Below are 21,413 nucleotides of genomic sequence, written 5' to 3' on the forward strand. Positions count from 1 at the left end.
CGATGCAGCTTGCTCCAGGCCGCACCAGGAAAGCCCGTCGGGACTGAAGTCCCTCCCACAAAAAGCGTGGCCAAAGCGAAGTCGATAAGGCCCGTCGGGACTGAAGAAGCTCCCGCAGAGACCCTGGCACCGCTCCGCCATGGCATCCCAGTGCGCACGCCGCCGCGCCCTAGAACGCGTACTTGACGGTCAACAACGTCATCATGCCGGCATCCACGATGTCCGACACCGCCAGATTGTGCCGGCCCACATGCCCCCAGTAACTGTATTCCTTGGTGAGATTGGAGATCGACAGATCCACATTCACCCCGTTGTCGAACCGATAGCCCGCATGCAGATCCACCCGCCGCGTCGGCCGCGCCCACAGATCGTCCCACGGCGCGTTCTGGTGCAGGAAATCGTAGTTCAGCAGATACGAACTGCTGAAGTGATAGCTCAGGTTCACCGAGAACTTCGAACGCTCGTAGAACAGCTCCAGATTGGCCATCGCATTCGGCGCCGACTGCATCTGCTCGTCTTCGAAGCCGACCATGCCCAGATCCGCGTGCGCATGCTGGCGCGTGGCGTTGGCGCTGACGCCCAGCCCGTCGAACGGCGCCGGCAGATCCTGGAAGCGCTGCCGCGCGCTGACTTCCACACCGTAGACGCGGCCGTCGCCGCCGTTGGTCGGCATCTGGTAGAACACCGTGCCGCTGCCGCTGGTGCCGGAATTGGCCTGGCCGGAACCGGCGTCGTAGATGTAGTGGTGCAGGCGCTTGTAGAAGCCGGCCACCGAGAAGAACCCGCCATGGTCGGTTGCCCACTCGCCGGACAGATCCAGGTTGGTCGAGGTGATCGCCTTCAGGTCCGGGTTGCCCTGGGTGATGGTGGTGATGCCGTTGGAGATGTTGATCTGGGTGCCGCCGCCCAACTGCACGAACGCCGGCCGCGTATAGCTGGTCCACAGCGCCGCGCGGTAGGTGGTGGCGCTGTCCGGGCGCCAGGTCAGGAACACGCTCGGCAGCGGCTGGTCGTAGTGCGTGCTGTTGGCGGCGAAGTAGCCCACCTGCTGGTTACCGTCGCTGTCGGTGGGCGTGGTCCAGAAGGTGTTGTGGATGCTGGTGTGCTCGAAGCGCACGCCCGGCACCACCTCCAGGCTGCCGAAGGAGAAGGTCGCCATCGCGTAGGCGGCGCTGACCGCCTCGGTACCGCGCATGGTGTTGCAGTTGTAGTTGTTGACGTAGAACGCGCTGCCGCAGGTGTCCAGGTCGTCGTCGGTGAGGTGGTTGGCGATGACCTGCGCCACCGCGCCTTCGCTGACCCGCGGCGTGGCCCAGTGGTACTTGCCCGGGAAGATCGCCGCGTAGCCGCCGTTGAAGATGCCCAGGTCGCCCAGCGTGCTGGTGTCGGGCACCGGGCCGGTCCACCAGTCGCGGTTGCTGTAGTGGCGGCTGCTCTTGCTGTACTTCACGCCGAACTGCAGCGCGGTCAGCGCACCGTCGGCGAAGTCGTAGCGCGCGTCGAACTTGGCGCCGCCCTTCTTCTGCCCGGAGTAGATCTTGGTCGATTCGCCGTAGCTGCTGGCGTACAGCGAGGGGATGTTGTTGACCTGCGCCAGCAGCGCCGGGGTTAGCTGCGGATAGGGGAAGGCGCCGCTGCCGTACTGCATGAGGCTGCTGCCGGAGTAGGCGAAGTTGGCCTGGCTGAACTTGTCCTCGCGCCCGTCGATCTCGATGTGGTCGGGGCGGTCATTGTCGCCGAAGCTGTAGAACAGGTTCGGCGACAGCGTCCAGTTGCCGACGGTCTTACGCGCGCCCACCTGGAAGGTGGCCAGGTCGGCGATTTCCGGGTTGGTCTCGTACCAGAAGCGCGCGGCGATGCGGTTGATGTTGGGCGAATACACGCCCGGCGTGGCGCTCGGCACGAAGCTGACGTCCTGCGGCAGCAACTGCACGAAGGTGGTGCCCTGGTCGGTCTTGGCGTAGGCGTAGGTGGCGCGCGCGTACAGGGACAGGGTCTCGTCCACGTTCCAGTCGAAGGCGGCATTGCCGCCGTAGCGGCGCTCCCAGCCGGCGACCACGCCGACGTTCATGCCGGTGCTGGTCAGATTGTCCTGCGGTGCGTAACCGGCGGCGTTGCTGCCGTCGGCGTTGGCGTGCAGGAATTTCCAGGAGCCGTCGTTGAGCGCGCTGGTGGCCGCGGCCACCTCGCTGTTGGTCGAGGTGCGGTAGTCGTAGTAGGCGCTGGCGTAGAAGCCGAATTGCTGCTCGTCGCCGAACTTGTGCTGGAACTCGCCGGCCAGGCCGCCACCGAGGCCGTCGCCGCCGTAGTCGCGGGCGCGGCTCTCGACGCGGCCGCTGACGGTGACGCTGCCGCTGGTGGTGTCCTTGTAGTCGTAGGCGGTGGGCGTGCGGAAATCCAGGGTGCCGCCGATGGCGTCGCCGTCCATGTCGGCGGTGGAGGTCTTGTTGGCGACGATGGTCTGCAGGCCCGAGGGCGGCAGCAGGCTCAGCTGCACGCTACGGCTGTACGGCATGCCCTGGGCGACGGTGACGCCGTCGATCAGGTTGACGTTGTATTCGGAGGGCAGGCCACGCACCGAGGCGAACATGCCTTCGCCGCGCGCGGCGCCGTCGACACCGCCGAAGTAGCCCGAGCCGCTGTAGGTGATGTTGATGCCGGCGATCAGGCCCAGCGCCTCGGCGACGTTGTGCACGGCGGTGTGTTCGAGGTCGTTGGCCGAGAGCACGTCCACCGTGTTCGAGGAATTCATCTTCAGCGTGCTGGCGTCGTAGCGGTTGGCCGCCACGCTGATGGTCTGCAACTGCTTGGCCTCGTCCAGCGCGATCGACACCGTGGCGGCGCCGCTGTCGGCGACCTGCACGGTGGTTTCCGGGGCGCTGAAGCCGGGGTAGTCCAGTTGCAGCGCGTACTGCCCGGCCGGCACGTCGGCGATGACGAAGCGGCCCTGCGCGTCGGTGACGGCGCTGAGTGCGGTACCGGCGATGGCGACCTTGGCGTGCGCGGCGGGCTTGCCGCTGCTGCGCTCCTTGAGTTCGCCCTGCACGGTGCCGGCCAGCGCAGGTGCGGTGGCGGCGAGGCCGGTGATGGCCAGAATGGCGGCGCACAGCGCCTTGCGCTTGCAATGGGGATGGGTTGCCACGTGACACCTCGCTGATCGTGATCGGTGCGGGCACGCGCCGAAGGCGACGCGCCGCTGCGTTCCTGGATGGCAGACACGGTGGACGGAAGACGCGCGCGCTCGAACCGCACGCCGGGCGGTGTGCGAACAGGACAGAGCGAGCGGCGACCGACGCGAGGCGTCTGCCGGCTGGGCGGACCGTTAGATGGCGATCAGTGGCGTGGCGGCGAGTAGCCGGCGATGCACTTGGAGCGCGAACGCAGCGCGCTCAGCTTGTAGCGACGGGTCATGCGCAGCGGCCCCCATGCGTGCCCGCGCGGAACGCGGACGACAGGCAGGGCGCCGGAGTTCCGGCGAGGCATCGATCCTGGCTGCGACGACTGCATGACATGGCACATCACCCCTGGAACTGCCCTGGAAAACGCCGCAAGTGCTGCGGCGTTCGGCGCGTCTGGCATCGTCGGCGCGTGGCACCGACGTGTTATCGATACCTCTGTCCCGGAAGACTGTCAATAGGTCGTGAAAAATAAATTAGCAGGGCGCTGAAACGCAGGGAGTTGGAGCCCGGCGGTGGGAGCGCGCCGGGCCGTTACGCTGCACCGCCGCATGCGCTGGCGCATTTTGTAGACAGGGGCCGCGGGCGGCGGCCCCCGTCGCTCACTTCGGCAGGGCCATGCGTCCGCTGATCGAGAACGCGGCGTCCTCGCCGGGCGCGCCGGTACCGGGCTGGCCGCCGCCGACGAACAGGCGGTAGTCGCCGGCCTCGACCGCGCGCTGGCCGCTGCGGTCGACGTCGCTGAGCTGGCGCGCATCCAATGCGAAGCTCAGCGTGCGCGCCTCGCCCGGTTGCAGGTGCACGCGCTGGAAGCCGACCAGGCTGCGCAGCGGCGACTGCGCGCGCTGCGGGTACTGCAGGTAGACCTGCACCACCTCGTCGCCGGCGCGCGCGCCGGTATTGCGCACGGTGGTGCTCACCTGCAGCGGCTGGCCGGCCTGCAGCGTCGCGGCCGACAGTTGCGGTGCGTCGTAGGCGAACTGGGTGTAGCTCAGCCCGTAGCCGAACGGGAACAGCGGCTCGCCCTTGAAGTAGCGGTAGGTGCGGCCCTTCATGTCGTAGCTGACGTAGGGCGGCAGGTCCTTGGTCGAGCGATAGAAGGTCACCGGCAGGCGGCCGCCGGGGTTGATGTCGCCGGCCAGCGCCTGGGCGATGGCGGTGCCGCCGGACTGGCCCGGATACCACGCAGCGATGATCGCGTCGGCATGCTGCTTGGCCCAGTTCAACGCCACCGCGCTGCCGCTCATCAGCACCACCACCAGCGGCTTGCCGCTGGCCTTGGCCCGTTCCAGCAAGGCCTGCTGCGCCGCCGGCAGGGCCAGGTCGTTGCGGTCGCCGCCGTCGAAACCGGGCACGTCGATGCGCAGTTCCTCGCCTTCCACGTCCGGCGACAGGCCGACGAAGGCCACCACCGCGTCGGCCTGCGCCACCGCACGTTCGGCCTCGGCCAGCTGCAGCGCCGGCGGCGCCAGCCACTCCAGGCGCAGCCCCTGGTCCTGGCCGCGGTGCTCCAGCTCCAGGCGGACGCGGCGCGGTTGCGCGTCGTCGAAATGCAGCACGGCCTCGACGTTGCGGCCGTCGGCGTTGTGCATGCCGGCCGGCAGGTGCTTGTCCTCGGCGTTGCCGGCGATCACCAACTGGTCGTCGACGTACAGGCGCACCGGGTCGTGGCCGGTGCAGTCGAAGCAGCGCGCCACCCGCACCGCCAGGGTGTAGTCGCCAGGGCCGGGCGGCAGCAGTTCGCCGCTCCAGCGCACCGAGTAGCGGTCCTTGTCCACGCCCTTGGCCGGGGCCACGTGGTCCCAGTTGAAGCCGACCACGCGGTCCTGGCGCTGCACGCGCGGCGTGCCGGCCAGGTCCAGGTTGTCGAAGTACTCGCCGCGCAGCCCGGGCTTGCCGTCGCTGCGCAGCGCGGTCTCGGGGATCATGCCGGGCACGCCGGCGGCCAGCGGCGCGCCCTGCGCATAGGTGACCTGGGCGGCGCCGAAGCGCGTGCGCAGGCCCTGCAGCGGCGTCACCGGTTGCACGGAGGTGCCCTGGTAGTTGGCTTCCAGCGCGGCCAGCGCATCGGCGTTGGGGCCGAGCACGGCCAGGCGCAGGCCCGGGCGCAGCGGCAGGGTGGCGTTGGCGTTCTTCAGCAGCACCAGCGATTGCTGCGCGGCCTGCAGCGCCAGCGCGCGGTGCGCGGCGCTGTCGATGTCCTTGGCGCCCAGCCGCGCATACGGATCCTTGCGCCGCGGCTGCAGTTCGCCGAGCCGGTAGCGCGCGGCGAACAGGCGCACCAGCGAGCGGTCGAGCAAGGCTTCGTCGGCTTCGCCGCGGTCGAAGGCGATGCCGAGGTCGCGGTAGGCGGTGCCGCAGTTCAGATCGTGCCCGGCCTTGAGCGCGGCCGCAGACGAGCCGGCGTTGTCGGGGCGGTAGTAGTGGAACTGGGTCATGTCGTCGATCGCATCGCAATCGGACACGACGAAGCCCTTGAAGCCCCAGTCGCCGCGCACGCGGCCGTTGATCAGCCAGTCGGCGGCGCAGGCCGGCGTGCCGTGTAGCGAGTTATACGCGCACATCACCGAGCCGGCCTGGCCGTCGACGATGGCGGCGCGGAACGCCGGCGAGTAGGTCGCCTCGAAATCGTGCGGCGACACGTCCACGTCGAAACCGTGGCGGCCCGGTTCCGGCCCGCTGTGCACGGCCAGGTGCTTGGGCGTGGCGATGGTGCGCGGATGCGCCAAATCGTCGCCCTGCAGGCCGTGGATGAAGCCGACCGCCAGCCGCCCGGTGAGGTAGGGATCCTCGCCGTAGGTCTCCATGCCGCGGCCCCAGCGTGGGTCGCGGAAGATGTTGATGTTGGGCGACCAGATGGTCAGCCCGGCGTAGCGCGGGTGATCCTTGCCGGGGCCACCGGCGAGGTTGAACTTGGCCCGCGCCTCGGTGGAGGTGACGGTGCCGACGTCGTGCAGTAGTTCGGCGTTCCAGGTCGCGGCCAGGCCGATCGCCTGTGGGAACACCGTGGCCTCGCCGTTGCGGGCGATGCCGTGCAGGCCCTCGCTCCACCATTCGTAGGCGGGCACGCCCAGGCGCGGGATCGCCGGCGCAGCGTTCATCGCCTGCGCGATCTTCTCGGCGCGGGTCATCTTCGCCACCAGCGCGGCGGCGCGGTCTTCCGCGTCGTCGGCATGGGCGAGCGGGGCGGCGAGCAGGCCGATCGCGCACAGCGCCTGTGCCAGCGGCTGTAGGAGCGGCTTCAGCCGCGACCGAGTCACTCCCGGTACCGTCGTCGCGCCCATCACTTCGCCTCCGCCGGCTCGGCCGGCGCACCGGCCAGGGTCCCGCCCAGGTCGCGCACCTGCAGCGCCGCGCGCACCTGCTCCAGCGTCGCGCTGCTGTGCACGCGCACGGTCAGCGGCTCGCCCGGCAGCAGGTCGAAGGCGTTGTCGGACAGGGTCACGTCGAGGTCGCCGAAGCTCAGCCACACCTGCGCCGCAAGCGTGGCACTGCTCAGGGTCAGCGCGTAGCCGTCGCCGTCGGCGCGCAGGTCGCTGCGGATGTCGGCCTGCGGCCACTGCAGGCGCTTGGCCGCGTCGAAGTACACCAGGGTGCGCGACAGCACGCGCTCGCCGTCGAGCAGCTCGAACACCGCCACGCTGCGGCGTGGATCGGCGCGGCGCAGCAACTGCGCATCGCTGAAGCTGCCCACGCGCACGCTGGACAGCGGCGCCAGGGTCACCGGCTTCTCGGTCTTGCTCAGCACTTTGCCGGACAGGTCCATCACCCGCATGCGCCAGCGCGCGGCCAGCGGCGTGGTGCGGTCGGAAACCAGCGACACGGTGGTCTGGCCCTTGTCGTCGCGCAGTGCGGCGATCAGTTCCGGCGCATAGAAGCGGCGCGCATGGTACTGCAGCGCCTTCCAGCGGCCGAAGTAGTCCACGCTCGACCACGAAGCGCCGGGCCATACGTCGTTGAGCTGCCAGTACAGCGAGCCCATCGCCTGCGGCCGCGACGCGCGCAGGTGTTCGGCGGCCAGGGTGATGCCCTCGGCCTGCATGATCTGGCTCAGGTAGACGAAGCTGGCGAAGTCCTTGGGTTCGCCGAACGCACGGCGGATGTACAGCAGCAGGCGCTGGTTGCCGTTGCCCTTGTCGAACTTCTGGTGCGCGCGCATCACCGGCGATTCCGGCTTCAGGTCGCCGGGTTCGGCGAAGGCGCGGATCGTGCGCAGTTCCGGGAACGACTGCAGGCCGTATTCGGACATGAAGCGCGGGGTCACGTTGAGATATTCGGTGACCGGCAGCGCCGGGCCGCCCCAGACCTTCCAGTAGTGCATGTCGCCGTCGTCGGGCTGGTCGGCGGCGCCGTCGAAATCGGTGCCCGGCGAGGTCGCCCAGTACGGGGTGTCGCTGTCGTACTTCTGCACCGCCTCGCGCAGCACCGTGCCGAACAGCGTGGTCATGCCGCGGACGATGCGCTCGCGCTCTTCCGGGTCGATCGACTGCTTGAACTTGACCCGGTCGCCCCAGTTCTCCCAGCCGGTCTGCACTTCGTTGTTGCCGCACCAGATGACGATGCTGGGGTGATCGCCGAGGCGCCGCACCTGCTCCTCGGCCTCGGCGCGGGTGTTCTCGCGGAAGGCGACGTCGTAGGGCGGGATCGCGCCGCCGAACATGAAGTCCTGCCAGATCATGATGCCCAGGCGGTCGGCGTCCTCGTAGAAGCTGTCCGGCTGGTAGTGGCCGCCGCCCCACATGCGCAGCATGTTCATGTTGGCCTCGCGCGCGGACTGCAGGAAGCCGCGCATGCGCGCGGCGTCGACGCGGGTGGGGAAACTGTCGAACGGAATCAGGTTGGCGCCCTTGGCGAACACCGGGATGCCGTTGACCACCAGGGCGAAGCTCTTGCCCCATTGGTCCTTCTCGCGGCGCAGCTCGACGCTGCGCAGGCCGGTGACGCGCTGCGCCTCGAAGCGCTCGCCCGCGGCATCGCGCAGGTGCGCCTTGAACGTGTACAGGTCCTGGCGGCCGTAGCCGGCCGGGAACCAGCGCTGCGGCTTGGCGATGCGCACCGGCACGGTCAGGGTGTTGGCGCCCGGGTCGACGACCGCGCGCTGGCTGAACTGGCCCACGCGCTGGCCGTCGGGGCCGAGCACCTCCAGGTCCAGTTGCACCTCGCCGCTGCGGCCGGCCTGCACCTGCAGCTGTGCCAGCAATTGCGCCGCGTCGGCGTCGACGCGCTGCTGGGCGATGCGCAGGCCGTCCACGCGCAGGTCGTCCCAGGCCTCCAGGCGCACGCCCTGCCAGATGCCGGCGGTGACGATGCGCGGGCCCCAGTCCCAGCCGAAGTTGTAAGGCGCCTTGCGCACGTAGGTGGAGCTGTGCCGTGCCACCGGCTCGTCGCCGAACGCCGAATCGTAGGCGCCGGGCAGCGCGTAGGGCTGCTTGGACAGCCACGGCTGGATCTTCTTGATCGGCGAGGCGATGCGCACTTCCAGCACGTTGTCGCCGCGCTTGAGCAGCGGTTTGGCGTCGACCCGCCACTGCCGGAACATGTTGTCGGCGGCGAGCAGCTTCTTGCCGTTGAGATAGACCTCGGCGAAGGTGTCCAGCCCGTCGAACACCAGTTCCAGGTGCGGGCGCGCCAGCAGGGCCGCGTCGACCTGGAACCGGGTCTGGTACTGCCAGTCGCTCAAACCCGCCCACTGGATCTGCGCTTCGTTGTCGCGATAGAACGGATCCGGCACCACCCCGGCGGCGATCAGGTCGGTCTGCACCGTGCCCGGCACCTGCGCCGGCAGCCATTGCGCCGCCTTCGGGTGCGCCTTGGCATTGGCGTCGCCCGGCGCCAGCCGCACCTGCCAGCCCTGTTGCAGCGACAGCGTCGTCGGCGCCGCCGCCTGGCCCAGCGCCGGCAAGGCCAGCGCCAGCAGCAACCCGAGGCGGGCAGGAAGGCGCGTGCGCGACGCGGAACGGGGGCGGCGGGGCGGCTGGGTCATGCGAGGGTCTCCGTGGTCAGTGCGCGGCGGCGGGGGGCGCCTGCGCCGCGGTGTCGATCAGATGGACGGCGCCGATGGCGTAGTACGGCCCGGCGATGGGCGCGGTGGAGCGCAGGCACAGGTCGTGCACGCCGGTCTGCCTGGGCAGCCGCGCTTCCAGTGCGAACTGGTCGCCCAGGGTCTTGCCGGCCGGCAGCGGCAGCCGCGCCAGCAGCTTGCCCTTGCAGTCGCCCAGCCGCACTTCGAACTCGCCGCGCGCGCTGTGCGCCGGGTAGCGCTTGACCTTGGCCTGGTCGTGCGCCAGCCCGTAGTTGCGCGCCAGGCGGGCGGCGTCGATGCGGATGCGGTCGATGCCGTCCAGGCGCGCGTCGGCGTAGCGCCAGCAACTGGTGAACAGGTCGATGTTGAACACCGGCGTGTCCCGCTCCGCCAGGTCCGGCAGCAGCGGCACGCGCAGGCCCAGCTCGCCGCCTTCGCACGAGGCCAGGCCCTGGGTGTCGCGGCTGAGCAGGTTGGCGCGGTCGAGGATGCGGCTGCGCGGCGCGGCCAGCAGGCGGCCGTCGTCGGCGTAGGTGGCCGCGCGCACGGTCACCGGCAGGGTCACCGCGAACGGCGCGGTGTAGCGCGGCGAGTCGGCCTTGGGCTCGCTGCCGTCGGTGGTGTAGCGGAAATTGCCGAACTTGGCCTGGTTGCCCAGCACCACGGTGGCCTGGCCGCTGTCCAGCGCGGCGTTGTCGCCGCCCTGCACGGCGATGTCCGGGGCGAAGGCGCCGTCGCCGTAGGCGATACCTTGCAGGCGGTAGCGGTCCAGCTGCGCCGGCATGCGCTGCAGGAAGCCGTTCCAGTCGCGCGCGGCCATCGGCGACCAGCCGGCCTCGGCGACCGCGCTCAACCGCGGGAACAGCGCATGGTCGATATGCCAGGTGGAGGGGATGTACTCGCTCCACAGCGCCGCCTGCACGCCGAGCACGTGCTTGCTCTCCTCGGCGCTGAGCGCCGCCGGCACCGGGTCGAAGCCATAGACCTTCTGCAGCGGCAGCGTCGCCAGGCGGCCGTTGGGCTCGTCGTTGCGCGCGCTCTGCAGGTTGTCCAGGTACATCCAGCCGGCCGGCGCCAGCACCACGTCGTGGCCCTGCTTGGCGGCGGCGACCGCGCCGTCCACGCCGCGCCAGGACATCACCGAGGCGCTGGCCGGCAACCCGCCTTCCAGGATCTCGTCCCAGCCGATCAGGCGCCGCTGGTGCTGGGTGAGGTAGTCGGCCAGTTGCTGGTTGAACCAGCCCTGCAGCGCATGCGCGTCCTTGATGCCGAGCTTGCGCATCTGCGCGCGCACCGCCGGCGAGCGTTCCCACTGGTCCTTGACCGCTTCGTCGCCGCCGATGTGGATGTACGGCGAGGGGAACAGCTGCAGCACTTCATCCAGCACACCGCGGATGAAGGTCATGCTCTTGTCGTTGGTGTTGAACAGGTAGGGATTGACGCCCCAGTCCACCGACACCTTGGGCCGCTGCCGAGTCACCCCGACCAGTTCCGGATACGCCGCCACCGCCGCCTGGGCGTGCCCGGGCATGTCCAGCTCCGGCACGATGGTGATGTGGCGTTCGGCGGCGTAGGCCACCAGGTCGCGGATCTGGTCCTGGGTGTAGAAGCCGCCGTAGCGATCGGGCAGGCCGTGGGTGCCCGCGCCGGGCGGGGTGCGCCAGGCGCCGATCTCGGTGAGCTTGGGATAGCGCTTGATCTCGATGCGCCAGCCCTGGTCGTCGGTCAGATGCAGGTGCAGCACGTTGAGCTTGTGCTGGGCCATGGCGTCGAGCAGGCGCTTGACCGTGTCCGGGCCATGGAAGTGCCGCGCCACGTCGAGCAGCACGCCGCGCCAGCCGAAGCGCGGCCAGTCGCGGATGTGCACCTGCGGCACGTCCACCTCGCCCTTGCCGGCGTCGGGGGTCATCAACTGCCAGGCGCTGATCGCGCCGTAGAACAGGCCGCGCTCCTCGCGCGCCTGGATCAGCATGGTGCGCGGGTCCACGTCCAGTGTGTAGCCCTCGGCCTGCGCGACCTCGGTATTGGGATTGAGCTGCAGGCGGATGCTGCCGTCGGCGGGGATGGTCTCCGCTCGCACCTCCAGCGACAGGCCGCGGGTCTTGCTCAGCAATTGCGACAGTTGCTGCGCCACGCGCTGCGCGCCGGCGTCGTCGAGAGGCACCGACAGCACGGCGCCGGTGCCGATGGTCAGGGTGCCGCCGTCGCGCTCGGCCTTGGCCGGCGCCGGGATCAGCGGCAGCGGCGTCTTGTCGTCGTCGTCATCGTGTTTCGGGGCCGGCGGCGGCGCTGCGGCAGGCTTGGCCGCGGGCGTCGGTGCCGGCGGCGGAGCGCGGTCGCAGCCGCCGAGCAGGCCGCCACAGGCGAGCAGGGACAACCCCAGCCAGGCGTTGCGGGAGGCCGCCGCGATGCGCGCGGCGGCGGGCATCGGGCGGTGCGGCAATCGGGGGTGTGCACCCACTGCAGTCATCGGTCTACCTCAAGCGATCGAGATGCATATCGTAGAGGCTGCGGGGTCGCCTGAGGTGAGCGCGGCGCGTTCGCCGCGCGCCGCATGCCTCCTGTGTCGCATCGCGATCGTGCGGCCGCTCAGCGCGCCGCGGTCGGCAGTTCGTCCCAGACCTTGGGATCTTCGGCGCCCAGCACCCAGCAGCTGAAGCCTTCCAGGCCGTACTGCTTGGTCAGTTCGTAGCGGGCGCGGAAGCTGCGCGCATCCGGACGGAACACCCATTCGCGCATGTCGTCGCGATAGAAGTAGAACCACGATTCCTGCTCCACCGGGTCCCATTGCACGGTGGCGTTCTGCTCCACTGCCAGCGGGAACGACTCGTCGGCGTCGATGTAGTCGGCGGTGATGTTGGAGGCTTCGGTGCCGTCGGGCTTGACCGGATTGCCGGTGTACCAGCGGTAGCCATAGGTGGCGATGCCCAGCGACAGCTTGTCCTTCGGCACCTGGGTCAGCGCGTAGTCCAGGTGCTTCTTCATCCACACCATGCCGTCCACCGGGCCGGGCGTGGTCCAGCGGGTGTGCTGGTCGTAGGTCATCAGGCTGATCAGGTCGGCCGAGGCGCTCAGCGCCTTGAGGTCGTAGGCGCCGCGCCAGTACTCCCACATCCACTTGGCGAACGCGCCGCCTTCGGCATAGCCGGGCGCGTTCGGCACCACCGCCACCGACAGCTTGAAGCCGGCCTTGTGCAGCGCCTCGGCGGTCTGCTTGACCATCAGCGAGTAGGCGTCGCGGTCGGTCCAGGCGATGCTCTCGAAATCGAACTGGAAGCCGTAGTAGCCGTGCTTGCGGCCGTGGATCAGCAGCGCCTGGATCATGCGCTGCTTGGCGTCCTCGTCGTGCAGCAGCTTGTGGAAGCCCTCGCGCCCGGCGGTCATCGACAGGATCGGCATCACCCGCAGCTTGTGCTGCTTGGCGATCTCGTACAGGTACATGTTCGGGGTGCCGTTGACCAGGCCGCTCTGGTCAACGCCGTACCAGGTCGGCACCACCACGTCGATCTTGTCGACGTGCGCCAGGAACGAATTGGTCGATTTCTGCGTGTTCATCAGATAGAACAGCGCGGTCGGGTTCTTGGCCATGGCCGGCCCGCAGGCCAGGGCGAGGGCGAACAGCAGCCCTGCGAAACGCTTCATCATCGGGAGGGATCCGTTGGCGGAGTGGGGGAGGTCAGGTCGATGCGGAACACGTAGGCGTGATCGCCTGCCGGCTTGGCCGGCAGGCGCAGGTGCAAGCCGTCGGCACGCTGCTCGAACGGCACCGGCTTGCCGCTGGCGAGCAGGGTGACGCCGCGCACGCCATCGGCCGGTTTCAGTGAGCGGATCAGCGCCTGGCCATCGGCCGGCCAGCCCAGCTCGATCGCATACAGCGCGCCGTGGCCGGTGGTGAAGCGGAAATCCTCGGGCGTGTACGGCTTGGTCTTGGTGTCCTGGAAGGTGCCGCCGACCACCTCCGTCGGGCCTTCGCCGTAGGTGCGCCACGGCGTGCTGTCGTAGATCGCCTCGCCGTTGGTCTTGAGCCACTTGCCGATCGACAGCAGGATCGCGCGTTCGGTGTCCGGGATCGAACCATCGGCGCGCGGGCCGATGTTGAGCATCAGGTTGCCGTTCTTGCTGACCACGTCCACCAGCATGTGGATGATGAAGGTCGGGGTCTTGTAGGTGTCGTTCTCGACATAGCCCCACGAGGCGTTGCTGACCGAGGTGTCGGTCTGCCAGTGCGTGGGATGGATGCCGGTGAGCTGGCCACGCTCGATATCGAGCGTGCCCGCACCCTCGGGTAAGGCGCCGAGCTTGTAGTTCACCACCACGCCGCCCTTGGCCGCGCCGTGGTTGTAGTAGTACGAGAGCATCGTCGGCAGGGTGCCGCGGAAGGTCGGGTGCGCGATCCACCAGTCGAAATAGATCAGGTCCGGGTCGTAGCGGTCTATCAGTTCGGTGGTGCGCGCCAGCCAGTCGTCCAGCCAGGCCTGCGACACCGGGGTCCAGTCGTTGGTGACGTCGGCGTCGTCCTTGCCCGGAAGGCGCACCTGCGCCGGGCCGTACAGGCCGGCGTAGCGCGGGTCGTTGACGTCCGAGTCGAACTGGCGGCCGCCGTCGAAGAACCAGTCGTGCTCGGCGCGGTGCGAGGACAGGCCGAAATGCAGGCCCTGCGCGCGGATCGCCTTGGATAGCTCGCCGATCACGTCGCGCTTGGGACCCATCTTCACCGCGGTCCAGTCCGACAGCTGCGAGTCGTACATCGCGAAGCCGTCGTGGTGTTCGGCCACCGGCACCACGTAGCGTGCGCCAGCGTCGCGGAACAGCGCGGCCCAGGCCTGCGGATCGAACTTGGGCGCGGTGAACAGCGGGATCAGGTCCTTGTAGCCGAAACGCGACTGCGGACCGTAGGTCTCGCGGTGGTGCAGGTAATCCTTGCTGCCCTGCTGATACATGTTGCGCGAATACCACTCGTTGCCGAAGGCCGGCACCGAGAACACGCCCCAATGGATGAAGATGCCGAACTTGGCGTTGTCGTACCAGGACGGCGAGCGGTACTGCTTGAGCGAGGTCCAGTCGGGCCGGAACGGACCGCCGCGCGCGCCATCGTTGGCTTCGCGCACCAGTCGCGCGCGTTCGGGCGCGTACTTGGCGGTGGCCTGCAGCCACTGCTGGTCGATCTGTTCCGGACTGAGGGTGGTGGCGGTGGGCGCTGTCGGCGACGGCGCGTCCGCGGCGCCGGCGGGCAGGGCCGTCAGCGCGAGCATGAGGGCCAGTGCGCTGGCCAGGGTCTGGCGTGCGGCTCCGGCGTGGCGGGATCGGTCCGCACGGGGGCGGGTCTCGGTCGTCATGGAACGGCACTCCTTTGTTGCAGGAAACGATGCCGGCGCCGCCGCGCCGTACACGAAAAAGCGCGCCACCGTGGAGGGACGGTGGCGCGCCGGTGCTACATCAGAACTTGAAGTTCAGCTGCGCCTGGTAGCCGCGGCCGTTCTTGTACATGCCGATCGGCGCGTACTTGACCTCGTTGTACCAGTAGTAGGTCGAGTCGAGCAGGTTGGTCGCGCTGAAGCTCACGCTCATCCAGTCGTTGACCTCGTACGAGGCGGTCAGGTCCAACTGCTTGTACTCGTCGGTGAACACCTGCGAGTTCAGGCGGCCGACCTGGGTGAAGTACTTGGAACGGTAGCTGTAGTTCAGGCGCACCATCCACGGACCGTTTTCCCAGTAGGGGATCACGTTGTAGGTGTTCTTCGACAGGTACGGCAGGTTCAGGCCGGTGCTGGCGTCGGCGGTGGCGTAGGTGTAGTTCGCCTGCAGACCGAAGCCGTAGCCGAAGGCCTGCTGGTAGTTCAGCGAGGCGCCCTTGACCTTGGCGTCGGACACGTTCATCGGCCGGGTCACGCTGTACGGCTGATTGAAGATGTTCTTCTGCGGATCGCTCAGGATCTCGGTCGTCGTATTCGAGACGATGTAAGAGCTGATGTCGCGGTAGAACACTTCAGCGGACAGCATGCTGGACGGCGCGAAATACCACTCGGCAGCCAAATCGTAGTTGGTGGATTCATAGGGCTTCAGATCCGGGTTGCCACCGCTCGCGGTCAAGTTGGAGCCGTTGCTGTTGATCTGGAAGGAGCCGGCCAGGTCGCCGTAGCGCGGACGTGCGATGACCTTGGCGACCGAGAAACGCAGCACCTTATCTTCGTCCAGATCGTACGCAATGTTGAAGCTCGGCAGCGGCTTGTAGTACTGCTTGGAGACCTGGATCGGAGTGTAGGTGGTCACGTCGTTTGTATTGGTATTGCTCTGCCAATACGAGGACTTGTCCTTGGTGTCCACATAGCGAACACCCAGGTTGCCGCGCCACTTGCCCGACTCGAAGTTCAACTGCGCATACAGATCGCTGGTGATCTCCTTGACGTTGAATTCCTGGCCGTACTTCTCTTCATAGGCGCCCTGCGGGAGGCCCTTCAGATAGTTTAGGACCGAGTTCAAATTGGCGGTCGACCAATTGACCAGGTCGCCGCTGGCACCCAGGCCGTCATAAAGTCCGTTCGGCGTGGTGCCAGGATTGAAGGCGGTGAGCAGCACGTCCTGGTTGGCAAACAGCGAGTTGCCGCGGGACTGCTGGCCGTTGTCGTGGTTGATGTACTTGTAGCCGACCTGCAGCTTGTTCAGCGGGCCCCAGTCCAGGTCGCGCGCTGCGTCGAACTGGAAGTACTTTTCCTTGTCCTTGGTGGTGGTGTATTCGACGCCACCCGCCTGCTGGCCAGTCTTCAGGCCCCAGTTCGAGGCGCTGTTGTTGTCATAATTGACGCCGGTGTGGCTGCCGTCGTAATTGAAGTTGTAGCCGCCGTCCTGCAGCAGGAACTTCATCAGGTACTCGGGGTTCTTGCCGCCGGTGGCCTCGGTGGTGCCGGCCTGGGTGGTGAATACCCACTTGTCGCCATAGAAGTCGTGGCGCAGGTTCAGGCTCTTGGTGGTGACGGTGCTTTCGCGGTAGTTGGTGTCCAGCTGCGCATACGGCTGGTTGCCGTTGCCGGCGCCGTCGGTGACCGTGGCCTGGGTGATGTAGCCGTTCTGCACCGTGGCGCTGGTGATCTTGTCCTGGTCGCCGCAGCCCGGGCAGACGTAGCGCGATTCGCTGAAGTTGTTGTACTTGCCCTTGATGTAGAGGCCGGTCAGGTTGAACTCGTTCTGATCGTTCGGCTTCCACTGCAGCGCGCCCTGCAGGCCGTTGCGCTCGCGGGTCTGCTGGAAGAAGGAACTGTTGATGCCCACCGGGATCTTGGCGGTCGCGACGTTACCACCGTCGCCGGAGATGCTGGCGGTCGGCGGGATGTTGGCGCCGGTGTTGTAGCCGAAGAACTCGATGCCAGCGCGCGACAGGTCTTCCTTGTCGTGGGTGGCGGAGATCAATGCACCGAAGGTCTCGTCGTCGTTCTTCCAGCTCCACAGCGCCGAGCCGCGCGGATTGCCTTCTTCCGAACGGTCGTTGTAGTTGTAGCCGATCGAACCGCGGATGGTGTTCTTCGGCAGGTCCAGCGGCTTGCGGGTGTGCACGATCACGGTGCCGCCGATCGAGCCTTCGTCGATACGCGCTTCCGGAGTCTTGTAGACCTCCATCAGGCCGATGATTTCCGGCGACAGCAGGGTGTAGTTGAAGGTGCGGCCGCTGGTGTCGGTCGGGTTGCCGCCCCAGTCGCCCGAGGCGATGGTCTGGCCATTGAGCAGCACGCGGTTCAGCGCCGGGTCGGTGCCGTTGATGCTGACCTTCTCGCCCTCGCCGAACTGGCGGTCCACGCTGATGCCCGGCAGGTGCGCCAGCGACTCGGCGGCGTTGGTGTCCGGGAACTTGCCGATGTCCTCGGCGCTAATCGCATCGACGATGGAGTTGGCCGAGCGCTTCACCGACTGGCTCTTCTCCAGCGACGCGCGGTAGCCGGTGACGGTGATGGCGTCCAGCTGCTGGACGTTCTTGGAATCCGCGCTGGCGGAAGCGGGCGCTTCCTGCGCGGCGGCGTTACCGGACAGGTACAGCGCGGCCATGATGCTGATGGCTAGGGTAGTGGTGCGGCTATTCATTGGCTAAACCTCTGGGTGAGTACTTGGGCATGAGGTGCCAACCGATGTTCCGGTGTGCTGGCCGCTGCCCGGCCTTGTGGATGGCGCCGCGCCTGGTGGCGCTGCGCGGATCGCATCTCGATGCGCGTCGTCCGGTCGCTGACGCGGAAGTTAGCCAACCGGCGGCATCGAGGGCGCCGGTCCTTCCTGTGTTCCTGCAGGTAACAACCAAGTCCAGCAATACAGCAGTGCACCTTGTGGCCTGATCCGCACGCCGCTGCGTTCGGGCCCGGCTTGGGGCGTGGTCTCGTCGGTTCGGGGATGCCGGTCGCAGCGTCAGCGTGCGTCCTGCCACTTGGCGCGGGAGGAGCGGCAATGCGTCGCTGTTTCTGAATCCCCTGAACGTGGCATGTCTTGAAGTTGTAAAACTTGTGTGAGCCGAGTCTGTCGTAGCGCTGACAGCGTTGTCAACACCCGTTTCACACACTTTTGACGATTGCCGTCAAGCCTTGCCTGGGCATCTTTCCGGAGCCTTTCCGGTCCCGCCGCAGGCCCGCGCTAGGTGCTTGTCTACAAAAGAAAACATGGTGGAGGAGGGTGGCGGCGTGGGCATGGCGGCCGGGAAGCCCTGGTGCGGCAGGCGCTTCCGGCGTGACAGGCGTGCGGCAAAAATTTGTGCGATGCGGCGAAATTTTGCGACGGGTGTTCACCAATGCAACGCGCCCTCGCGATCGACTCTCTGCGCAGACAGGCGATCCGCTCATAACGTCGGGGTGGTGAAGACAAAACGACAAACGGATGAAATTCATCTTGACAACGTTGTCAAGGTGGTCCGACACTCGATCGATCAATCTGCCGAATCGGCGTGCGCCTGCTCTGGCGCAACGGGAGAAGATGTGTCCGCAAGCAGTTCATCAGTGGCAGCGGCCGTGCCGCGCGCCGAGCCCTTCATTGCTGCCGATGTCGGCGGAACCCATGTCCGGATCGGCCTGGTCGCGCGCGCTGCCGATGTCGGCCCGGCGCCGTCGGTCGACGTGCTGGACTATCGCAAGTATCGCTGCGCCGACTATCCCGGCCTGGCCGAGATCATTGGCGAATTCCTCGAGCAGGTGCAGGGGCCGAAGCCGACCCGCGGGGTAATCGCCAGTGCCGGCTACGCGCTCGAGGATGGCCGCGTCATCACCACCAATCTGCCGTGGACGCTGTCGCCGCCGGAGATTCGCGAGCGCCTGGGCCTGAAGGCGCTGCATCTGGTCAACGATTTCGAAGCGGTGGCGTATGCGGCCGCGTCGATGGACGCCAGCGAAGTGCTGCATCTGACCGGGCCGCGCAAGGCGCAGCGCGGGCCGGCGCTGGTGATCGGTCCCGGCACCGGCCTGGGTGCGGCGGTGTGGATTCCGACCCACGGCGGCGCGGTGGTGTTGGCGACCGAGGCCGGCCATGCCGCCTTGCCGGTCGGCAACGAGCTGGAACTGGCGCTGGCGCAGCGCCTGTTGCGCGACCGTCCGTATGTGCCGATGGAACATTTCCTGTCCGGCCCGGGGCTGCTCAATCTCTATCGCGCGTTGTGCGACCTGCGTGGCGCCACGCCCGCGCTTGCCGCGCCGAGCGACATCACCGCGGCCGCGCTGGCCGGCGGCGACCCGCTGGCGCACGAAGCGCTGTCCGCCTTCTGCGGTCTGCTCGGCAGCGTGATTGGCGACATGGCGCTGCTGTACGGCGTGCAGGGCGGCGTCTATCTGGCCGGCGGCTTCCTGCCGCAGATCGGCGCGTTCCTGTCCGCCAGCAGTTTCGTCGAGCGCTACTTGAACAAGGGCGCGATGCGTCCGGCGCTGGAGCAGATCCCGGTGAAGCTGGTCGAGCACGGCCAGCTCGGGGTGATCGGCGCGGCGAACTGGTTCCTGCAGCAGCGCCACTGAGCGGTCCGGCGCGGCGATGGGCGGCGCGCCTGGCATGCCGAGCGCGTCGACACATATATATGTCTTATGCCAGCGGCGCCTGCGTGGTGGCGTCGCTGTCTACAGCGTCATCGCGTGCGCGAACTCACAGGTCGCCGTGATGCGCCTGCAGCGCCGCGATCGCGGCCAGGCCGGCGGTTTCGGTGCGCAGGATGCGTGGCCCCAGGCGCAGGCCGACGAAGCCGGCCGCCTCCAGCGTGGCGCGGTCGCGCGGCGACCAGCCGCCTTCCGGGCCGATCGCGATCGTCGCCGCATCGCCGCCGATGGCCAGCGAACGCAGGCGCTGTTCGCCCTGCGGATCGAGGATCAGCCGGCAGGGGCTGTCCGCCGCGGCGCCTGCCGCATCGGCCAGCGCCAGCGGCGCGCTCAGTTGCGGCACGCGCGCGCGACCGGACTGTTCGCAGGCCGCGATCACCACGCTGCGCCAATGCGCCACGCGTTTGTCCACCCGCGCCGCATCCAGCTTCACTTCGGTGCGCTCGGCCCACACCGGCACGATCGCGGCGACGCCGAGTTCGGTGGCCTTCTGCAGGATCAGGTCCATCTTCTCGCCGCGCGCCACGCCCTGCAGCAGGGTGATCGCCAGCGGCGATTCGTTGTCCGCTGGCCGCGCCGCACCGATGCGCACGCTGGCGTTGCGCTTGCCGGCCTGCAGCAGTTCGGCGTCGTAGTCGCAGCCGTCGCCGTTGAACAGCACGCACGGGTCGCCTTCGCGCAGCCGCAGCACGCGCAGCAGGTGGTTGGCCACATCGTCCGGTAGCGCCACTTCGGCACCGGCATGCAGCGGCAGCTCCACGTGGCAGCGGGTCAGGCGCATGCCACGGCCTCGTCGATCGCCGCCAGCGTGGTCTCGGCCAGCAGCGCCAACTGCGCGGCGTCCACGCAGTACGGCGGCATCCAGTACAGCACGTCGCCCAGCGGACGCAGCACCACCCCGCGTTGCAGCGCGGCACGATAGGCATGCAGGCCGACGCGCGCGGACGCAGGGAAGGGCGTGCGCTTGTCGCCGTTGCGGGTCAGTTCGAACGCGACCACCATGCCGGCCTGACGTACATCGGCCACGTGGGCATGCTCGGCGAACGGCGCCGACAGCGCGCGCATGGTTTCGGCGGTGCTGCGGTTGCGCGCGATCACGTCGTCTTCCTGCAGGATCCGCAGCGACGCCAGTGCCGCCGCGCAGGCCAGCGGGTTGCCGGTGTAGCTGTGCGAATGCAGGAAGGCGCGCTCGCGGCTGTCGTCGAGGAAGGCGTCGTACAGATGCTGGCTGGCCAGCACCGCCGACAGCGGCAGGAAGCCACCGGTCAGGCCCTTGGACAGGCACAGCAGGTCCGGCATCACCCCGGCCTGTTCGCAGGCGAACAGGGTGCCGGTGCGGCCGAAGCCAGTGGCGATCTCGTCGGCGATCAGGAAGGCGCCGTTGGCGTCGCACAGCTCGCGCGCCCGGCGCAGATAGGCCGGATCGTGCATGCGCATGCCGCCGGCGCATTGCAGGCGCGGCTCCAGGATCACCGCGCAGATCTCGCCGGGATGGCGGTCGAACAGGTCGGCCAGCGCATCGGCGGCGGCATCGGCGCGTTCGCGCGCGCTCTGTCCCGGCTCGGCCTGGTAGGCGTCGGGCGAGGGCGCGAACAGCGCCTCGGCCAGCAGCGGCGCGTACACCCGTCGATACAGCGGAATGTCGCCGACCGCCAGCGCGCCGATGGTCTCGCCGTGGTAGCCGTTCTCCAGCGCGACGAAACGGGTGCGCCCGGGCTCGCCGCGGTTCTGGAAATAATGGAAGGCCATCTTCAGCGCCACTTCCACGCCGGCCGAGCCGTTGTCGGCATAGAACACCTTGGCCAGCGGCGCGCGGCCGTCCTGGCGCGGGGCCAGCGCCAGCAGTTGTTCGGCCAACAGCACTGCCGGTTCGTGGCTGAAGCCGGCCAGCATCACTTGTTCCAACTGGGTGGCCTGGGCGGCGATGGCCGCGGCGATGCGCGGCTCGCCGTGGCCGAACAGGTTGGTCCACCAACTGCTCACCGCATCCAGGTAGCGGCGGCCGCCGTGGTCGATCAGCCAGGCGCCTTCGCCGCGTGCGATCGGGACCAGGGGCAGGGTGTCGGGGTGCTCGCGCATCTGCGTGCACGGGTGCCAGAGCACGGCGAGGTCGCGCTGGCGCCACGCGTCGGCCATCTGTGCTGCGGTCAGGTCTGATAGCATTTCGCGCTC

The 21,413-nt window shown here is 68.3% G+C and carries 10 protein-coding genes; 1 reads left to right on the plus strand and 9 read right to left on the minus strand.

Going from position 1 to position 21,413, the window contains the following annotated elements; all coding sequences use genetic code 11:
* Positions 1 to 169 precede the first annotated feature (169 nt).
* The 7 genes from AC1PK7_RS06565 to AC1PK7_RS06595 form a co-directional block, all read right to left on the minus strand.
* Complete coding sequence (locus AC1PK7_RS06565; RefSeq protein WP_481100251.1) at positions 170 to 3,142, minus strand: TonB-dependent receptor; 2,973 nt, start codon at positions 3,140 to 3,142, stop codon at positions 170 to 172.
* Between the two features lie 636 nt (positions 3,143 to 3,778).
* The gene (locus AC1PK7_RS06570) at positions 3,779 to 6,460 is read right to left on the minus strand and encodes a glycoside hydrolase family 3 C-terminal domain-containing protein (RefSeq protein WP_481100252.1); all 2,682 of its coding nucleotides are present in this window, start codon (positions 6,458 to 6,460) and stop codon (positions 3,779 to 3,781) included.
* Positions 6,460 to 9,159, minus strand: coding sequence for a beta-mannosidase (locus AC1PK7_RS06575; RefSeq protein ID WP_481100253.1), 2,700 nt, complete (start codon positions 9,157 to 9,159; stop codon positions 6,460 to 6,462). The genes AC1PK7_RS06570 and AC1PK7_RS06575 overlap by 1 nt, the downstream gene beginning before the upstream one ends.
* Before the next feature lie 16 nt (positions 9,160 to 9,175).
* A complete protein-coding gene (locus AC1PK7_RS06580; RefSeq protein ID WP_481100254.1) occupies positions 9,176 to 11,668 on the minus strand; it encodes a family 20 glycosylhydrolase in 2,493 nt (830 codons plus the stop codon).
* Positions 11,669 to 11,787: 119 nt separating this feature from the next.
* A complete protein-coding gene (locus AC1PK7_RS06585; RefSeq protein WP_481100851.1) occupies positions 11,788 to 12,840 on the minus strand; it encodes a glycosyl hydrolase family 18 protein in 1,053 nt (350 codons plus the stop codon).
* Positions 12,840 to 14,534 (minus strand): alpha-L-fucosidase, encoded by a 1,695-nt coding sequence (locus tag AC1PK7_RS06590; protein ID WP_481100255.1) that lies wholly within the window; start codon positions 14,532 to 14,534, stop codon positions 12,840 to 12,842. The genes AC1PK7_RS06585 and AC1PK7_RS06590 overlap by 1 nt, the downstream gene beginning before the upstream one ends.
* A gap of 100 nt (positions 14,535 to 14,634) precedes the next feature.
* Positions 14,635 to 17,268: a TonB-dependent receptor gene (locus AC1PK7_RS06595; protein ID WP_481100256.1), complete on the minus strand. Its 2,634-nt coding sequence runs from the start codon at positions 17,266 to 17,268 to the stop codon at positions 14,635 to 14,637.
* Between the two features lie 875 nt (positions 17,269 to 18,143).
* Here AC1PK7_RS06595 and AC1PK7_RS06600 point away from each other — a divergent pair.
* Positions 18,144 to 19,166 (plus strand): glucokinase family protein, encoded by a 1,023-nt coding sequence (locus tag AC1PK7_RS06600; RefSeq protein WP_481100257.1) that lies wholly within the window; start codon positions 18,144 to 18,146, stop codon positions 19,164 to 19,166.
* Positions 19,167 to 19,290: 124 nt separating this feature from the next.
* On the opposite strand, the gene AC1PK7_RS06605 is transcribed toward AC1PK7_RS06600, so the two are convergent.
* Both AC1PK7_RS06605 and bioA read right to left on the minus strand, forming a co-directional pair.
* Complete coding sequence (locus AC1PK7_RS06605; RefSeq protein WP_420009321.1) at positions 19,291 to 20,022, minus strand: 16S rRNA (uracil(1498)-N(3))-methyltransferase; 732 nt, start codon at positions 20,020 to 20,022, stop codon at positions 19,291 to 19,293.
* On the minus strand, positions 20,013 to 21,404 hold the full coding sequence (gene bioA / locus AC1PK7_RS06610; protein WP_481100258.1) for an adenosylmethionine--8-amino-7-oxononanoate transaminase: 1,392 nt from the start codon (positions 21,402 to 21,404) through the stop codon (positions 20,013 to 20,015). Before bioA ends, AC1PK7_RS06605 begins: the two co-directional genes overlap by 10 nt.
* Positions 21,405 to 21,413: the final 9 nt, after the last annotated feature.

It is taken from the genome of Xanthomonas sp. NCPPB 3174 (genome assembly GCF_056725205.1).

Excerpts from the sequence above, each read along its gene's own strand:
- bioA (WP_481100258.1), bottom strand. The coding sequence starts at position 21,404 with ATGCTATCAGACCTGACCGCAGCACAGATGGCCGACGCGTGGCGCCAG.
- AC1PK7_RS06580 (WP_481100254.1), bottom strand. The coding sequence starts at position 11,668 with ATGACTGCAGTGGGTGCACACCCCCGATTGCCGCACCGCCCGATGCCC.
- AC1PK7_RS06605 (WP_420009321.1), bottom strand. The coding sequence starts at position 20,022 with ATGCGCCTGACCCGCTGCCACGTGGAGCTGCCGCTGCATGCCGGTGCC.
- AC1PK7_RS06585 (WP_481100851.1), bottom strand. The coding sequence starts at position 12,840 with ATGAAGCGTTTCGCAGGGCTGCTGTTCGCCCTCGCCCTGGCCTGCGGG.
- AC1PK7_RS06575 (WP_481100253.1), bottom strand. The coding sequence starts at position 9,159 with ATGACCCAGCCGCCCCGCCGCCCCCGTTCCGCGTCGCGCACGCGCCTT.
- AC1PK7_RS06590 (WP_481100255.1), bottom strand. The coding sequence starts at position 14,534 with ATGACGACCGAGACCCGCCCCCGTGCGGACCGATCCCGCCACGCCGGA.
- AC1PK7_RS06570 (WP_481100252.1), bottom strand. The coding sequence starts at position 6,460 with ATGGGCGCGACGACGGTACCGGGAGTGACTCGGTCGCGGCTGAAGCCG.
- AC1PK7_RS06595 (WP_481100256.1), bottom strand. The coding sequence starts at position 17,268 with ATGAATAGCCGCACCACTACCCTAGCCATCAGCATCATGGCCGCGCTG.